This window comes from Candidatus Nitrohelix vancouverensis (genome assembly GCA_015698305.1).
GTDB classification, from domain to species: Bacteria; Nitrospinota; Nitrospinia; order Nitrospinales; family VA-1; genus Nitrohelix; species Nitrohelix vancouverensis.
Genome location: CP048620.1, coordinates 3,047,992 through 3,064,222, shown reverse-complemented (window position 1 = coordinate 3,064,222; position 16,231 = coordinate 3,047,992). Strand labels below are relative to the sequence as shown.

Below are 16,231 nucleotides of genomic sequence, written 5' to 3'. Positions count from 1 at the left end.
TTCAGGATTTTGCGATCTGCACTTCCATTAATATCGAGTCGTCGTTGACCTGAAACGGAATGATGAAATTTGAAGAGTCGTCTCCGTTGATGTCGAATTTATAATCCTCTCCCATCTTGGCTTCGGGCAAACCGAGTTGAAAGTCCAACTCCTGTTCGTCGACAGCCTCTGCGTTGACCAGACTCACGATCTCCTGAGTCAACCCGGATATCTTGGGTTTGACGATGCCGCCGATGATATTCGCCAACTCCTGAACCACGCCGCAGACCTGTTCGATATCCACTTCGCCAAAAATTCCTTCGTAAATCGAGCAGGCGACGTCTTTGGGGAAATACAGCGCGACATTGACCTGGGTGGAATGCGCGGGATCATTCAGATTGACGAGAGAACCAAAATAAAAACTTCCGTCCAGGCTATTGGTGGGTTTGCCCGCGACAGCGCTCACCATGTATTGTCCAAGAGATTCGATCGCGCTTTCCGAAAAGGCTGAAACAATTTTTGGGTCCACTTTAAGGTCGCTTTCTGTTGAAGAGGAAACAGAACTTTTTTCGCTGATGGCTTCTTCCTCTTTTGTGTCTGCTTCGAGCCCGAAAACTTCGTGAATTTTGCTCTGAAACGTTTTAAACGTGAATGGCTTGTTGATGTAGCCGTTGCACCCGGCGGGAGCAAATTGATCGACTATATTACTTTTAGTTTCAGCGGTGATGATCAGATGCCGAATGTTTTTTATAGCATCCGAGCTGTTTGTTCTGACCGCGATTGCAAGCTCGACCCCGTTCATGAATTTCATATGATAACCGGTGATCAGCAAATGGAAGTCGCTGAGTCCCAGCATCAGATTCGCCTGATTGCCGTCGGAAACCACCACGACATTCTCTGGAGTGAACCCCAGGGAGACGAGGTTGTTTTTGATGATCCGGGTCATCACCGACGAATTATCCGCGACCAGCGCTTGTTTGTCTGAAAAATGGTCTGGCATTAAATAATCCGTTCATTGGTGATCGTATTTTAAGATTACGATCATTGCCAATGTGAATTAAATCCGCTTGAATTAATCGCTATTCCTATTAGTATCACCGACGTTTTGGGCGTAGTCCAGAAAAATATTTCACTGGCGCTCAATGAGGCGAGCGTGGAGCCGGTTGAACGCAGATTGGCTCAGGGGGCGTCGTAGCCTTTGCAACCGTCGAAGACGGTATCGGTGGTGTCTACGTTCTGCAGATTGGCAGAGCTCAGGTCGGCGTTTTTGAAAACGGCCTCAGCCGCTTTAGAGCCGGAAAGGTCGGCTTTTTTCAGAATCGCGTCGGTCAGGTTGGCGTGTTCGAGATCGCAACGTCGCATATCCGCATCGCTCAGATCGGCTCGAACCAGAATCGTGCGGGTCAGTTTGGAGCCGCTCATTTGCGAACCCTGTAGCTGGGATTCCGTTAAATTGGTTTTACGCAGGTCGGCGCCTAATAAATAGGTGTTCTTCAGATTCGTGTTTTTAAGAGAGGCTTCCACGATGGTCGCCCGACTCAAATCCGTATTCTCAAGGTTGGCTTCATTGAGTTCAGCCCCGGACAAATTGGCTCCGCTGAGATCGGCGTTGTTCAAATTGACCTTGTCCATTTTGGCTTTGATCAAGCTGGCTCCCGAGAGATAAGCCCCTTCCATCTGAGCCTGAAATAATTTGATGCGTCCGAGATTGGCCCCGCGCAAATTGATATTCACCAGATTGGCTCCTGTCAAATCAGCGACGTTCAGGTCGGTTTCGCTGAGGTCGGAATTCTGCAAGCTGGTTCTGCGTAGAATGGCGCCGCCCAGTTTTGCATGGGAGAGGTCCACGTTGTGAACGGTCGCTTCCGATAAATCGGCGCTGGTCAGGTCGGCGCGCGGCATGCGAACGTCGGTCAAATCAGCGCCGCATAATTTCGCGCCCTTGAGCTGAGCGCGCATCAAATTGGCCGCTTTGAGATTGCATTCGAAAAAACCGGACATGCTCATCTTGGAATCGGTCAGAATCGCGGCGGATAAATCGGCGCCATTGAATTTGGAACGGGTGATATCGCAGTTTTCCATTTTTGCTCGAACCAGAATCGCTTTTGAAAAATCGCTTCGGGATAAATTGGTTTCCATGAGGTTCGCTTCGGTCAAGTTGGCCTGAGACCACTTGGAGCGTCGCAAATTGGCGTTTTCCATCGTAGCGTTTTGCGCGTCTACGTTGGATGCGTCGGCGTCCTGAAAATTGGCGTCTTCCATTGAGGCTTCTTTGAGAATGGCGCCATGCAGTCGAGCGGCTTCCAGATTGGCGTCGACCAATTTAGCTTTGGTCAGATCGCTGTTTTCCAGATTGGTTCCGGAAAGATCGGCTCCCTGTAAATTGCACTCGGATAGATTGGAACCGGACAGGCTGATTGTGAAGAAGTTGAGGCCGGACAGGTCGAGTCCTGACAGATCTTTTTCTTCAAGCGGCCCTAAAACAATTTCTTCGATTTCTGCGATGCCTTCCTCCGTAGTCGCCAGTTCGGAGCCAGTTTCCGACTCTTCTGAGGATTCAGATTCTTCGGAGGATTCTGAATCATCAGATTCTGAATCTTCAGAAGATGTTTCGTCTTCATCGTCCTCATCATCGTCGTCTTCTATATCGAAATCATCGTCTTCATCAACGAACTCGTCTTCCTCTTCCTGCATTTGAGCTTTCAAAGTTTCGGCATATTCATCCAATATGCTTTCGACTTCTTCCCGAGTCAGATCTGGCATCGCAACTTTCCTGATAAAGTGAACGGTCGCATTCCTTCTCAGGAGCGCTCCCGGAGTATGATATGAATTAAAAGGCCAAATGGAGAAAATATATCACAATGGAGGATAACGCAAGGAAGAATAAAAAATCGCTATTCTATATATATGGAATCGCGGGTTAAAGTTGTCTGGGCTGTGGCGCCGTCGAGGCTTGTGGAGCGAGTTGATTGGCTTCAAAATTCTGTGTTCGAGGCAATCATGACGGGCGTGACGGCGTTACCATTGGCTGATAAAGGGTATACTAATTCTATAGATCGTTTAGCTCCAGTTGTTCTCATTTGTAAATTTTGAATTTTAATCAAACGCCGGTGAACGGCGCAGGCTCCTATGGCGACAATTGGAAAACCTTTATTGATTTATGACGGCGATTGCGGATTTTGTTTGTTCTGGATCGAGCGTTGGGGGCATGTAACGGCGGATCGGGTGGACTACGCGCCGTATCAGGAAGTCGCTTCGCGGTTTCCGAACATCTCTCGGGAACAGTTTGAGAAGTCGGTGCAACTGGTGGAGCCGGATGGCTCGGTCTACGCTGGCGCCGAAGCCGTGTTTCGCGCTTTGTCGCATGCTCCGGGCGCCTTGGCGAAGTGGCCGCTGGGTTGTTATCGAAAGCTCCCTGGAGCCTCCCGGGTCTGCGAAGCGGTTTATCGAGCCGTCGCCAATCGCCGTATGGAACTGGGGGCGATACAGCGCTGGTGTGGTTCTGCGCAGGAGGAATACCTTCTGGCGCGACGTCTGATTCTGGTCTTGCTGGCCTGCATCTATTTTATTGCTTTCGGTTCTTTGGCTTTGCAGGCGACAGGTTTGCTGGGCAGTCAGGGGATTCTCCCGCTTGAGTCCACCTTGCAGGCGTTTGCGGAACGCGGAGGCGAGGATCGCTTGTGGCGTTATCCTACGCTCTTCTGGATCAACTCCAGCGATGCCTTTCTGATGGGCGTTTGTTTCGCGGGGATGGCTCTGGCGCTTCTGGCGGCGCTTGGCGCGGTTCCAATGCTCGTTTTTTTTCTGCTATGGTTTTTGTATCTGTCGATCGTGCAGGTGGGCGGCATTTTTATGGGCTACCAGTGGGATACCTTGTTGCTGGAAGCCGGCGTCATTGCGATTCTGCTATCTCCACTTCAATGGTGGATGGCGGCGAGGGCGCGAACGGAGCCGTCGATCCTTGCGATCTGGTTATGTCGCTTGCTGTTGTTCAAAGTCATGTTTTCTTCCGGCTGGGTGAAGGCGTTTGGGGGAGACTCTAACTGGACTGAATTGCGCGCCTTGAATTTTCATTATGAGACCCAGCCCTTGCCGACCTGGCTTGGATGGTATGCGCATCAATTGCCGACCTCGATTCAACAGGTCTCAGTCTTTGTCGTTTTTCTGATACAGTTGGCGGTTCCCTTTCTTATCTTTGGATCTCGAAAATGCCGCGTCATCGCCTTCTTTGCCTTCTTGTTTCTGCAAACCCTGATTCTCTTGACGGGGAACTACTGCTTCTTCAACGCGCTGACTTTGACGCTCTGCATTTCCTTGCTGGACGATGATACCTTGAAGCGATGGGCGCCTGTGTTTTTTAACAGGCGAGGGGCGACGTTGTTGCCAAAGCCATTGCCCTTAATTCATCGAACGCTCATTGCGTGTTTTGCGATGATCTGGCTGGTTTTAACGATATGGACGCAGACGGTTCCCATGATCGACCGGTCCTACAAGCCGTCGGGTTTGATTGCGCAGGCGAATCGCTGGGTGAGTCCTTTTCATTCGATCAACTCTTATGGTTTGTTTGCCTGGATGACGACCCTGCGTCGGGAGATCGTGATACAGGGGAGTCGCGATGGAAAAGAATGGCTGGATTATACTTTCAAGTGGAAGCCGGGAGCGCTCGACGAGGCGCCGCGTTTTGTCGCTCCGCATCAACCGCGTCTGGATTGGCAGATGTGGTTCGCCGCTCTCGGAAATTACAAAAGAAATTTCTGGTTGTTGCGGATGATGGATCAAATGCTTAAAGGTTCGCAACCGGTTCTGGGCCTGTTTGCGGACAATCCTTTTCCAGAGCGTCCGCCGCGTTATTTGCGCGCGGTTTTATTCGATTACAAATTCACGGATTGGGAAACAAAAAGCCGGGAAGGCAAGTGGTGGAAGAGAGAGCGTCTGGGTTTGTACGCTCCCGTTCTGGAATCCCGCGACCGTGATTAAGGAATCACCTTTCCTGGCTGAAACTGATGAGCGCCAGCCCGATCATGGCCAGTCCGCAAAAGGCGTAGATGTACAGGCCGGTGGAATGCCCCAGCATATCGACAAGCGTTTCCCGGTTGAAAACGAAGCCCCAGTAAAATGCGAAACAAAAAGAAACCAGCAATCCCAGTTTGTGTCTCCCCAACATCAAACAAATTGAAGAAACCACAACGAACAGAATGACCTGCCCCAAGGGAATTGAAAATTCCGAACTGTTCAAGAAAGATGAGAATGTGGTGGGTTCCATATATTCATCCGGGTCGTTGAATCATTTGCAGAGAACGCCTTCCATTTCTTCATTCATGTTAACGATTTATCTATATTTTTCAAATATTTTTATGGGATTCCCGGTTGTCACGGCATTGCTCTGTACGGCGCCTTTTTTTTAAGCGCTGGCAGATACTTTGCGATTTTTTGCGGCGCCGCAAGCGTTCCTTTCCTCTCTCCGTTCACCCTCAATATCACCCTTCCTCACTGTTTAAAGGCTTTTCCGCGTCTGGCACAGAAATTGTAATCCCTGTTTGTATTACTTGCAGACTCACCACTGAATACGAGGATGACTTCACATGAATGCGATTGAGAAAATAAAATCAGAGAAAGATGGATTGCTCATAAAAGAAGATATCAAAGCGTTTGCGGAAAAGGGCTGGGAGTCGATCAGCGAGGCGGATGTTCAACGTTTGAAATGGTATGGATTGTTTCTGCGCAAACCAACGCCGGGTTACTTCATGCTTCGTGTTCGCATTCCGAACGGAAAATCATTTTCTCATCAGATCAAGGCTCTGACCCAGATTGCGCGGTGTTACGGGAATGGAGAGATCGACGTCACCACGCGTCAGCAATTGCAGATACGACATTTGGAAATTGAAAACGTGCCGCATGTTTTCGAAATCCTTGAAGCGGTGGGTCTCACTTCAGCGCAAACCGGGATGGACAACGTGCGCAACATCATGGGTTGCGCGGTTGCCGGATTGAATCCCAAGGAAGCGATGGACGCTTCATGGATCGTGTCGGCGTTGAACGACCATTTGTTGGGAAATCCGGAGTACAGCAATCTGCCAAGGAAATTCAATATCGCGATCACGGGATGCACCGAAAATTGTTTGCACACGGAGACGCAGGATCTGGGGCTGATTCCAGCCGTCAGTCCGGACGGGACGGAGACGCAGGGTTTCAATATCATCGTCGGCGGAAAACTGGGGTCGGGCGGATACCGGATCGCGACGCCTTTGAATGTATTTGTAACGCCGGAAGAGGCGGTGGAGACTTGTTTGGGAATCATCGCTCTGTTCCGCGATCACGGCTCGCGCGAAATCCGTACGCAGAACCGACTGGCGTTCTTGATTGAGGAATGGGGCGAGGAAAAATTCCGCGAGGCCCTGACTTTGCGCTTGGGTCGCGAGTTGAGCGTCGCCGGGGTCGATCAGCGCGAGTTGGCACGTTCCGAGCATATTGGAATTTATCGGCAAAAACAGAGCACGATGAATTATGTCGGCTTGAAGATCATGGTCGGTCGCATTCAGGCGGAGAAGCTGGAGGGGCTGGCGGATCTTTCGGAAAAATACGGGTCGGGTGAAATTCGTTTCACGGCGGGTCAGTCCTTGATTCTGACAAATATCTCAGACAAGAAGCTGGGCGATTTTTTGGAAGAGCCGTTGTTGAAAGAATTTCTTTATTATCCTTCCGGCGTTTCCTCCGATCTGGTGAGTTGCGTGGGGAGCGATTACTGCCACATGGCGACCATCGAAACCAAGTCCCGCGCTCTGCAAACGGCGAAGCGTCTGGAGGCCAAGCTGGGAAAGAGCGATCCCATTTCCATGCACTGGTCCGGGTGCCCGGCGGGTTGCGGCAATCACCTGGTGGCGGACGTCGGCTTGCTCGGCAAGAAGGCGCGCGTCGGCGGCGTCGTTGTGGATGCTGTCGATATTTTCATGGGTGGTAGAGCGGGACCGCACCCGAAGCTGGCCGTTAAAATGATGGAGAATGTTCCCTGCGATATTCTTCCTGAGGTGCTGGCTCATATCATTCCCTATCACACCCGCGAAAAGATGCACCCGGTGAAGAAGGGCAAACGTGGAGCGAAGAGTCGGGCGCGGGGAGCAACGTTGGTTAAGGATACGATAGCGAAGAAACCGCTGAATGCGCCTTTGGCGATGGAGGGATGACATGTATACAGAAGAGATACAAGCTATGTCGAACGCCGCTGAAAACAAAGTGGTTTTCATGAATCGCTCGCCAATGGGATATTTTCTATTGTCGGCCTTGGCGGGCGTATATCTTGGTTTTGGCATCGTGCTGATATTTTCAATCGGCGGGCCGGTGGCGCAGTCTTCGTTTCAGCCCTTCTTGAAATTATTGATGGGCGCTTCGTTTGGCGTGGCGCTCAGTCTGGTCGTGTTTGCCGGGGCTGAATTGTTCACGGGAAACAATATGGTGTTTGCCGTGGGGCGCCTGAGTCGCCAAATGGGTTACGTTACTATCGTGAAATTATTTGCGATCTGCTTCGTCGGCAATCTGGCAGGCTCGCTCTTGCTGGCCTGGCTGGTTGCGGAAAGCGGCGTTTTGGGTTCTTCGACTCGGGATTTGCTGGCGACCGTTGCGGCGGGGAAGATGGGATTGGGCGTTAAGGAAGCGTTTCTTCGCGGCGTGTTGTGCAACTGGCTGGTGTGCCTCGCCGTTTGGATTGCGGCTCGCACGAAAAGCGAAACTGCGCGACTGGTCATGATTTTCTGGTGCCTGTTCGCTTTCATTGGAAGCGGGTTTGAGCATAGCATCGCCAATCAATCTCTGTTGGGTCTGGCGCTGATGTTGCCGCATGGGCCGGAGGTTTCAATAATGGGTTTTGTTTACAATCAGATTCTGGTTACGGCGGGTAACCTTGTTGGCGGCGGCATCATGGTGGGCGCGGTCTACTGGTTCGCGTCGCAGGAATCGAAAAAGGCCGACGAGGAGAATGAAGTTGTTTCCGCCAGTTTGTATGATGCCAACTCTTTGAATGAGATCAGGGTTCTGCCCGTGCGGGAACGATGAGATTGCGCCCGGCCTGCTTGGCGGCGTATAAATTTTGATCGGCAACCTTGATGCATTCACTCATGGACTGACCGGATTGAAAGAGGCTCACCCCCAGACTGAGCGTGACTTTTATTTTAGCGTCGTCTTTTTCAAACTGAGTTTCTTCAATGGTGGCTCTGAACTTTTCGGCGACGGCGAGGGCGCCCTTCATTTCCGTTCCGGTCAGGAGCGCGAGAAACTCTTCGCCTCCCCAGCGAAAAATCATATCGGTGCGTCTCGCATTCTCCTTCAGAATGCGGGCCGATTCCGCCAGCACATAGTCGCCAGCGTCGTGACCGAAGCTGTCGTTGATCTCCTTGAAATGATCGAGGTCGCATAAAATGACGCAGAATGGAATTTTTGCCCGGTCGAATCGCGCCATTTCATATTGGAATCTTTCGTCGCAACTTCTTCGGTTCAATAATTTTGTGAGCGGGTCGGTGAGCGAGAGTTTTTTTAATTCCTCGTTGGACTCTTCGAGTTCTTTGTTGCGCTCAAGGATTTTGTTTTCGAGTTTAACGTTCGCTTCATTCAATTCCTTGTTGAGTATTCGAAGACGCTCCCGATCCTGAGCCAGTTCTTCTTGCAGAACAATCCTTCGTTTCAATTCATCCTTGAGGTTTTCAGAAAGACTGCCCGCCCATCCCGCCAGAATCAGGAAGCCGCCCCACAGAGTCAGATCGATATTCAGTTCGAACTGATCTTTGAAAATCAGATAAGCGGATTTGTTCGCGAGTATGAAAATCCAGATCAACAGAACGGTGAAGAATGCGTAAAGAATAGCGAGGCGTTTGCCGAGCAAGTACCCGGTGATCATGATGGGAAGATAGTAAAAATTGAGAATGGAAATTTTGAAGGGGACAAACAGGTGAATCCAGGTGGCTGAGAACATAATCAGCGCCAGGATAAGGCCTTCGGCATTTTTTAAAATGTAGTCTTTTAAAACCGTCATTTCCCTCGCGCCAAATTCTTGTGATCGGATGCTTGAATGTGTATCTTATGAAAAAACAGGCTAAATGGCTAGGAAATTAAGGGTGAATGTTACTTTGTTTCTCAGGACGGTGCATCTGTCGCAGGCGTCTGTGCGGAACTGTTATCAGCGAGCGAGGACAAGGGAGCGATTCTTTTTGAAGGATTCGATCCTGCGCTTTTTAGGTTGCCATTCATGCCCACAGGGTTCATATTTTTTTTATGGACCCGGAAAAAGTCAATTATCACTATTGCGATGATTTACCCACCCGACCGGAAACTGAAGGCGCAAGAATTCTGGTGACCGGGGCCAACGGCTATGTCGCGCATCGTTTGATTCCTGAATTGATCTTTCGCGGTTACCGGGTTCGTTGCATGTTCCGCAGTCGCGGAAATCCCGCCATACTGAATCATCCCCGTATTGAAAATGTCTATGCGGATTGTCTGGATAGTGAATCCTTGCGCCCGGCTATGGAAGGCGTGGATGCCGCTTATTACCTGATTCACAGCATGCGCGGTAAGAAAAAGGATTTTATCGGGAACGATCAACGTAGCGCGCAGAATTTTGTTGAAGTTGCTAAGGAGAGCGGCGTAAAAAAAATCATCTATCTCGGCGGTCTCGGCGAGTTGAGCGGCGGGATGTCGCAACATCTGAAAAGCCGCAAGCAGGTCGGCGACATACTTGCCAAAGGCAATATGACCGTGATTCGATTGCGGGCGGCGATCATTCTGGGCACGGGGAGCGCGTCCTATGAATTACTCAAGTCGCTGGTAGTGAATCATCGATTGATTCCATTCATTCGAGAGTTCAATTCCTGGTGCCAGCCGATTGCGATTCGCGATGTGATCAAGTATCTCGTCGGCGTTCTTGAGGTTCCCGATTTGACTTCGCGTATCTATCAGATCGGCGGGCGGGACAAGTTACTGTACAAAGATCTCATTTTACAGTTTGCGCGCATTCTGGGAAAGCGCGTGCGATTTGTCGATGTGTCCTGGGTTCCCTTGCCTGTTGAATGGTTGTGCCGTTTGTACGCTTGCTGGTTGCATATTTTCACCGCGATCCCCATTAATATCACTTCATTATTATTGAGCAGTTTGAAGACGGATGTGGTCTGCCATGAACAGGACATACGTACGGTTTTGCCGTTCACGCCGCTGGATTTCAACACCGCCGTGGTCTGGGCGCAGGAGAAGGAACAGCAGTTTCGCGTGTTCTCGCACTGGACAGACGTTCCCCCGGATCGTATGAGCGATTTGTTGCCGCTCTGCGAATTCGAATCGGCAAATTTTGTGACGGATCAGCATCATAGAGTCATCCCGGCGCCGGCGTCCAAAGTATTTGAGTTGGTGTGTCGCATTGGCGGAAAACACGGTTGGGCGCACGCCAATCTGCTTTGGGAAATTCGCGGATGGATCGACCGATCCATCGGCGGGGTGGGTTTGCAACGCGGCAGACGAGATGAAAATCAGTTGCGTTTGGGCGATTCGGTGGACTTCTGGCGGGTGGAAAAACTGACTCCGGATCGAGAGCTGTTGTTACGGGCGGAGATGATTTCTCCGGGGCTGTCCTGGCTCCAGTTTCAGTTGGAACCGCTGAACGAAATGGAGACGCGTCTTGTTCTCACCGCGCATTTCATTCCCAAACCCTTTTGGGGACAACTTTACTGGACGACCTTGTCAAAGTTTCACACCTACATTTTCGAGGGCATGCTTCAGCATTTTCACCGTCAAGCCACTGAAGAAACGGGGGGCATTGTGCAAATCCGGGCGCTATGATATGCTAAATTATTCCCATCGTTTAGGGGATGGAACCCATTTGATACATTATTAATCACCCTTTCTGTTGTTGGCTATTAATGAAAAAAGTATTTTTTCTTCTGTTGCTTGTACTGATTCTGGCCGCATGTAAACCGCCGAAACTGGCTAAAAAACTGCCCCCCATGTTTTTGATCGGTCACACGATGGAAACGGGGCTTGAACCGTCCTTCATTATTTCTGAAGATTTTGATATGGACGGCAATCTGGATTTGATCGCCACCAATAGCGGCGACCATACCTTTTCCTATTATAAGGGGATTGGCGACGGCACATTCAAAGACCAGATCGTATTCAACACGGGGAAAGACCCCATTTGCGTTGCGGCGGGTTTGTTCAACGCAGACGCTTTTCTAGATCTTGCGGTATTGAATTACGCAGACCAGACGGTGCGCATATTCCTCAATACGAAATCGGGAAGTTTTAGAGACACAGGCGTTTTCCTGCACCCGGGAAAGATTCCGATCAATCTGGCCGCGGCGGATTTCAACCACGATGGTATGGACGATCTGGTCGTTACCATGCGCTATCACAAAGTGGAAGTCATGTTAGCCAAAGGCAACGGAAAATTCACGGATCCCGTGGGAATTGCGGTGAAGGGACAGCCGACCGGACTGGTTACGGGCGATTATAATCACGATAAGAAAACAGACGTTGCGGTGGCTCTGGCGGGTTCTGGCAATACCGGAGTGCAGATTCTCTGGGGCAAAGACGATGGAACTTTCGAGCCGTCTGAATTATTTAAGGGAGGCGGCCAACCTTTGACGATCGTCAATATCGATGCCAACGGCGATGGCTTGGTCGACTTTGTAACGTCGAGCAACGTTCTCCATGCGATGACCGCGATTTTGAACAAGGGCGACAAGTCGTTTGAAGCTCTGCGTGATTTTGCTTCGGGAACGTTTCCAAAATTTGTCGCGGCGGCTGATTTTACCGGGGATGGTTTGACGGACATCGCTGTCAGCAATTCAACCGATGATGCGATCACCGTCTCTGTTGGAAATGGCGATGGAACGTTCACATATCCTCCGATCTACCATCGCGTCGACGAATATCCTCAGGGAATGGTGGTTGGAGATTTCAATAAGGACGGTTTGATCGATATCGCCGTGACCTGTCGGGATAAACGTATCATCGATATTCTGTTGAAAAAGAATATGGTCAACCCCAAGCCGCATTACCCTGATAAAGAAAAAAAGACGGCCTGAGCGTTACAGCAGGGTTTTGATATCGCCTTCGGGGAAGACGGCGACGATGGATTTGGCTTTGAGTTGTTTGGCGACGTCGAATACATTTTTGTATCCCGCAAGATGGTTGTTGGCGGCGGGAATCATCAAAATATCGTAGTGGCGTTCGCAGAGGATGGTTTGCAATTCCTCTGAAAAGCATTCGGGCGAGAAGAAACCGGCGCCATAGGAGTACAGCTGGCCCAGCCCCTTTTGTTTTTTGAAATGCTCGAGTATTTCATCCTGAGCGAGTAAATCTGGCGCGACGTTGCGAAAAGCGACCAGCGCTTCGAGCGCCAGAGACACAAACCAGGGGCGGGCGCTTCGCAGAACAAGAACGCGCGCGTCCTCTGGAATTCCCTCAAAACTTTTCTGCGCGGTTCGTAAAAACGCTTTCGAATTGAATTCCGCTTTTCCTTGATCGAATGCGGCAAGCGCTTTGCCGCGGTTCTCCATGATAGCCGTAGACGAATAGCCGGGATAGGTCACAGCGACATGTCTGCCGCCGTCAAATTCTTCCCACTCCAGATCTGAAGTGAGTTCTCCGTTTTCAACGCAGGAATTGTAGAAGTCGGTTCCCGGTTGCGGCGTGTTGATCGAGACCTGCACTTCCTGCAAGAGACCTCGTGAAGCCAGATCGTAAATCAGGTCGACGGTTTTCTTGTCTTCATCGTTACTGGAACCGAGTCCGCCGATGCTGAAGGTTCCATACACAGTCATGTCGATTTCTTTGCAAAAATTCAGAATGGTTTTGAGCTTGTTCAGATCGTGTTTTTTCCCGAGAGTCATTTTCTCGGCGACCTGATCGCTCCCCGTTTCAACCCCGATCCTTACCTTGTAATATCCGGCGGCGCGCATCTCCTCCAGAGCTTCTTCATCCAGCGAGGCGTATTCGCACATCGCTTCATAATGTAAATTGTCCAGACCCGCCTCGCGAATTCCGCGCGCCAGGGCGATGTTGAAGGATTTTTTGATATTGTGGACTTCTTCGTCGAAGAAGACGCCTTCCATTTCGGGATATTTTTCCTTCAGGTTGCGGATTTCATCGACAACGTTGTCGACTTGTCGAGGGCGCCAGTTGAGTTCGTCGTAATACAGGGTCGCCGCCGCGCAGAAATTGCAACGGCGCGGGCATCCACGTGAGGCGTACATTTGCACCTGACGGTAGCGACAGTTAGGCTCGTGATAATCGATGCGTCGCACGTCGTCGTCTTCAGGGAAGGGCAGGCGGTTGATGTCGATCAATTCTCCCCGGTCATTGGGATAAACGCCGGGAATGCTTGCGGGGCTTTTCCCTTGAATCAAATCAAGCGCGGCGAATTCGTATTCGCCGATCAATACATAATCGGCGGTTTGCAGTACGGTTTTCGGGTCGGCCATCGGGTGTTGTCCGGTGAAGATCAGGCGCGTTCCAAAGGCATCCTTCGCCGCTTTGGCCAGGCGCAGGTCTTCGCGCAGGGTGCGGGTGGAGCTTTCCATGATCAACCAGTCCGGTTGCAGCGCTTCGAGTTGCTTGAAGTAGGCGTCGAAATCCCAGCCGTTCAGCGCGCCGTCCATGAATTTGACTTCATGATCGGTCTCGCGTTTCAGTAGGGAGGAGGTGTAAGCCAATTGCCAGGGATAGTAGCCGCAATTGGTGAAGTTCTTCACGCCCAGCGACCAGCGCGAGGGCACGTGCACCATGTGAAAGCCGTTGCTATCGACTCCGACTGAATTGGCGACGACGATTTTCATAAGGCGTGTTTTTTCTCGGGCGCGGGGTAGATTTTTCTAAGGCCCCATTCAACGATCAGGCCCAGGGTGATGGCTGAAAACAGAAGGACCGTTGCCAGGGCGTTTGCGGCGGAAATCAGAATGGTGGATTTTTCGGAAACGATTTTGCTCAGCAAAACGCAACCGTCGATGTTTTGAAAGGTCAATCGGGAATTGTAGCCGCGAATGGCCTTGGGCTTGATCGCCCAGGCGATCAGGTCGATATTGGAGTAGCCCATGCCATGTTCAATATTGTAAAGAGAAACGGCGATGTCGAATTTCTTGCGACGCAGTTGACGAAACTGTTTCATGCCGAGAGCGCAGAGCGTCATTCGACCCTTCACGTCGAGCGTGACGACTTCGTCCACCAAAGGGTGGGTTTCTTCAGACGCGGATGCGGCCTGCGGACTGAGCAGGCTGATGCGACTGTCTGGAAATTCTTTTTTGAGCGCTTCCAAAGTTGCGTTCAGAATCCGGGTTGCGGATCGAATGACCAGAATACGTTTGACTTCGGCAGGCTCGCTCATCGTAAATGCGCGCGTCCGCAATCCCCAGGGTTTTCCAGATCGAAGACCTTGCCTTCAACGTTCACTGCCAGAATTTTTTTAACGCCGATCTGTTTGGCGATGGCTTTCACCTCTGAATACCCGTTGCCGGAAATATTATTGTAGGGGATGACGCCAAAGGCAAAGGAACGCTCTTTGAGCGAATTCAGTAGAGGTTCCGGGAAGAGCGCATGGTTGAAATGGCTGTCTCCATAGAAATGGACCTCATTGAGATTGGGATTCTGTTTCAGTTCGGCGCTGACCGATTCCTGACCTATGGCGGTGATGGGTTGCCCAAACCGCTCGCGCAGGGAATGCACAATGTCGTTGAATTGCTTCATGCGCGAACTTCGGAAAATCAGAATGTCGCCCTTGGAATCCAGATTCATTGCGGAAAAATTATCCTGCGCCGTTTCGGAGTAACGCATGTTGAAGCCGAGTTCGTAAAGGCTCTCCGCCGCGCGAAAATTTTCCATGACTTTTTCAGCGGGATACTCCGGGTTTTCGACCACGCAATGGTTGCCGCCGTCGAAATGTTTCCAGTCGAGATCGCGCAGAAATCCTTTTTCGCGCATGCGATTATAGAATGGCGTTCCCGGTTGCGGCGTGCTGATGGATAATTGAAAGCGCCAGAGCAATTGGTTTTCGACGAGATCTCGGATCAGGTGAAGCGTTTTCTTGTCGCATTCATCGGTGGAGCCTTCGCCGCCAAAGGTGAAGGTTCCGTAGAATTTGAGACCGATTTTGGTTCCATATTCCATCAGGCGACGCAGTTTGCTGGTGTTGAATTTTTTCATCAGATCCATACCGCGCGCGGCGTGTTCGCCCGCCGTTTCGATACCAAGGCGAACCATGTAATAACCCGCCGATTTCATGTTGTCGAGAACCTCTTCGTCCATCGGCCATTGGCCGCACATGACGTCGTATTTCAGGTCGGCGAGACCGTTGTCGCGAATGGCCTTGGTAAGATCGAGGATGTATTTTTTACTGCCGTTATGGACTTCTTCGTCGAAGAAAATGCCTTCCATCTGCGGGTATTTGGCGCGCAGGGTCTGTAGCTCATAGATCACGTTTTCGGGACTGCGCGGTCTCCAGTTGGGGCGTTGATAGGAGATATTGCCGCATACGCAGAAGCTGCATGACAGTGGGCATCCACGAGAAGCGTAGGCCTGAATTTCCAGATATTCGCTGGAAGGTTCGCCGGGCATGCCGTAGCGCAAACGCGAAACGTCGTCGTCTTCCGGGAGCGGCAAATCGTTGACGTCCAGCGGCGGTCGTATATTTGTATTGGGGTACAATCCCTGAATATCGTTGGGATCTTTATTCTGAAGAATGTCGCGCACCACGTGTTCGTATTCGCGCAGAACGACATAATCCGCGTATTCGCTCACCTCTTCCGGGAAGGTGGTGGCGTGCGGGCCGCAAATAATGAACTTGGTGCCAAAGCGTTTTTTCAACTCCTTGGCGAAGCGACTGTCTGCCGCTATTGTGCGGGTGGCGCTGTCCATGACAAGGAAATCGGGTTCCATCTCCGAAACTTTGTCGACAAAAGCGTTGTGGTCCAGTTTGTCCAGACAACCGTCGAAAAAACGAACTTCGTGGTCGGTGTCTCTTTTTAAGATGGATGAGCAATAAGCCAACTGCCAGGGGTAATAGGTAAAAATATTCAGGTCTTTCGAACTGTTGGTCCAGCGGCTGGGAGAATGGATCATTGCGTAGCCATCGGCGTCGATCCCTACCGAATTGCAAACGGCGACTTTCATGAAATGTCTCTTGATAAAAGTTGTAGTTTAATACTTTTCGGATTTCATGGCGTAACCCTGAGAGGGGAGAAAAGGAACCAGTCCGGAAAAGAACTGGAAGGCCCCGGGTGGGTTG

Annotated in this window: 12 protein-coding genes; 5 read left to right on the top strand and 7 right to left on the bottom strand. The window is 50.9% G+C overall.

Annotated elements, in window-relative coordinates; genetic code table 11:
- Position 1 precedes the first annotated feature (1 nt).
- Together G3M78_14220 and G3M78_14215 are read right to left on the bottom strand one after the other, a co-directional pair.
- Positions 2 to 979 carry a response regulator gene (locus G3M78_14220; GenBank protein QPJ66490.1) on the bottom strand — a complete coding sequence of 326 codons (978 nt, stop codon included), beginning with the start codon at positions 977 to 979 and terminating at the stop codon, positions 2 to 4.
- Between the two features lie 179 nt (positions 980 to 1,158).
- Complete coding sequence (locus tag G3M78_14215) at positions 1,159 to 2,742, bottom strand: pentapeptide repeat-containing protein (protein ID QPJ66489.1); 1,584 nt, start codon at positions 2,740 to 2,742, stop codon at positions 1,159 to 1,161.
- Between the two features lie 366 nt (positions 2,743 to 3,108).
- Between G3M78_14215 and G3M78_14210 the strand changes: the two genes are divergently transcribed.
- Entirely contained in the window at positions 3,109 to 4,956 is a 1,848-nt protein-coding gene (locus G3M78_14210; GenBank protein QPJ66488.1) for a DUF393 domain-containing protein, read from the top strand.
- Positions 4,957 to 4,960: 4 nt separating this feature from the next.
- Here G3M78_14210 and G3M78_14205 read toward each other — a convergent pair whose 3' ends face one another.
- Positions 4,961 to 5,242, bottom strand: coding sequence for a hypothetical protein (locus G3M78_14205; GenBank protein QPJ66487.1), 282 nt, complete (start codon positions 5,240 to 5,242; stop codon positions 4,961 to 4,963).
- A 319-nt stretch (positions 5,243 to 5,561) separates the two neighbouring features.
- Here G3M78_14205 and G3M78_14200 point away from each other — a divergent pair, with 319 nt between their 5' ends.
- The gene (locus G3M78_14200; protein QPJ66486.1) at positions 5,562 to 7,160 is read left to right on the top strand and encodes a ferredoxin--nitrite reductase; all 1,599 of its coding nucleotides are present in this window, start codon (positions 5,562 to 5,564) and stop codon (positions 7,158 to 7,160) included.
- Between the two features lies 1 nt (position 7,161).
- Complete coding sequence (locus tag G3M78_14195; GenBank protein ID QPJ66485.1) at positions 7,162 to 8,025, top strand: formate/nitrite transporter family protein; 864 nt, start codon at positions 7,162 to 7,164, stop codon at positions 8,023 to 8,025.
- Here the strand turns inward: G3M78_14195 and G3M78_14190 are convergent.
- Positions 7,997 to 8,998: a diguanylate cyclase gene (locus G3M78_14190; protein ID QPJ66484.1), complete on the bottom strand. Its 1,002-nt coding sequence runs from the start codon at positions 8,996 to 8,998 to the stop codon at positions 7,997 to 7,999. The genes G3M78_14195 and G3M78_14190 overlap by 29 nt on opposite strands.
- Before the next feature lie 239 nt (positions 8,999 to 9,237).
- On the opposite strand from G3M78_14190, the gene G3M78_14185 reads away from it, so the two are divergent.
- Positions 9,238 to 10,791 (top strand): SDR family oxidoreductase, encoded by a 1,554-nt coding sequence (locus G3M78_14185; GenBank protein QPJ66483.1) that lies wholly within the window; start codon positions 9,238 to 9,240, stop codon positions 10,789 to 10,791.
- A gap of 80 nt (positions 10,792 to 10,871) precedes the next feature.
- Positions 10,872 to 12,038, top strand: a complete 1,167-nt coding sequence (locus G3M78_14180) for a VCBS repeat-containing protein (GenBank protein ID QPJ66482.1) — start codon at positions 10,872 to 10,874, stop codon at positions 12,036 to 12,038.
- A gap of 3 nt (positions 12,039 to 12,041) precedes the next feature.
- Here the strand turns inward: G3M78_14180 and G3M78_14175 are convergent, their stop codons facing one another.
- Genes G3M78_14175 through G3M78_14165 form a run of 3 tightly spaced genes read right to left on the bottom strand, consistent with a single transcriptional unit; the run spans position 12,042 to position 16,116 of the window.
- A complete protein-coding gene (locus tag G3M78_14175; protein QPJ66481.1) occupies positions 12,042 to 13,790 on the bottom strand; it encodes a radical SAM protein in 1,749 nt (582 codons plus the stop codon).
- On the bottom strand, positions 13,787 to 14,335 hold the full coding sequence (locus G3M78_14170; protein QPJ66480.1) for a glycosyltransferase family 9 protein: 549 nt from the start codon (positions 14,333 to 14,335) through the stop codon (positions 13,787 to 13,789). The genes G3M78_14175 and G3M78_14170 overlap by 4 nt, the downstream gene beginning before the upstream one ends.
- The gene (locus tag G3M78_14165; GenBank protein QPJ66479.1) at positions 14,332 to 16,116 is read right to left on the bottom strand and encodes a radical SAM protein; all 1,785 of its coding nucleotides are present in this window, start codon (positions 16,114 to 16,116) and stop codon (positions 14,332 to 14,334) included. Before G3M78_14165 ends, G3M78_14170 begins: the two co-directional genes overlap by 4 nt.
- Positions 16,117 to 16,231 lie beyond the last annotated feature (115 nt).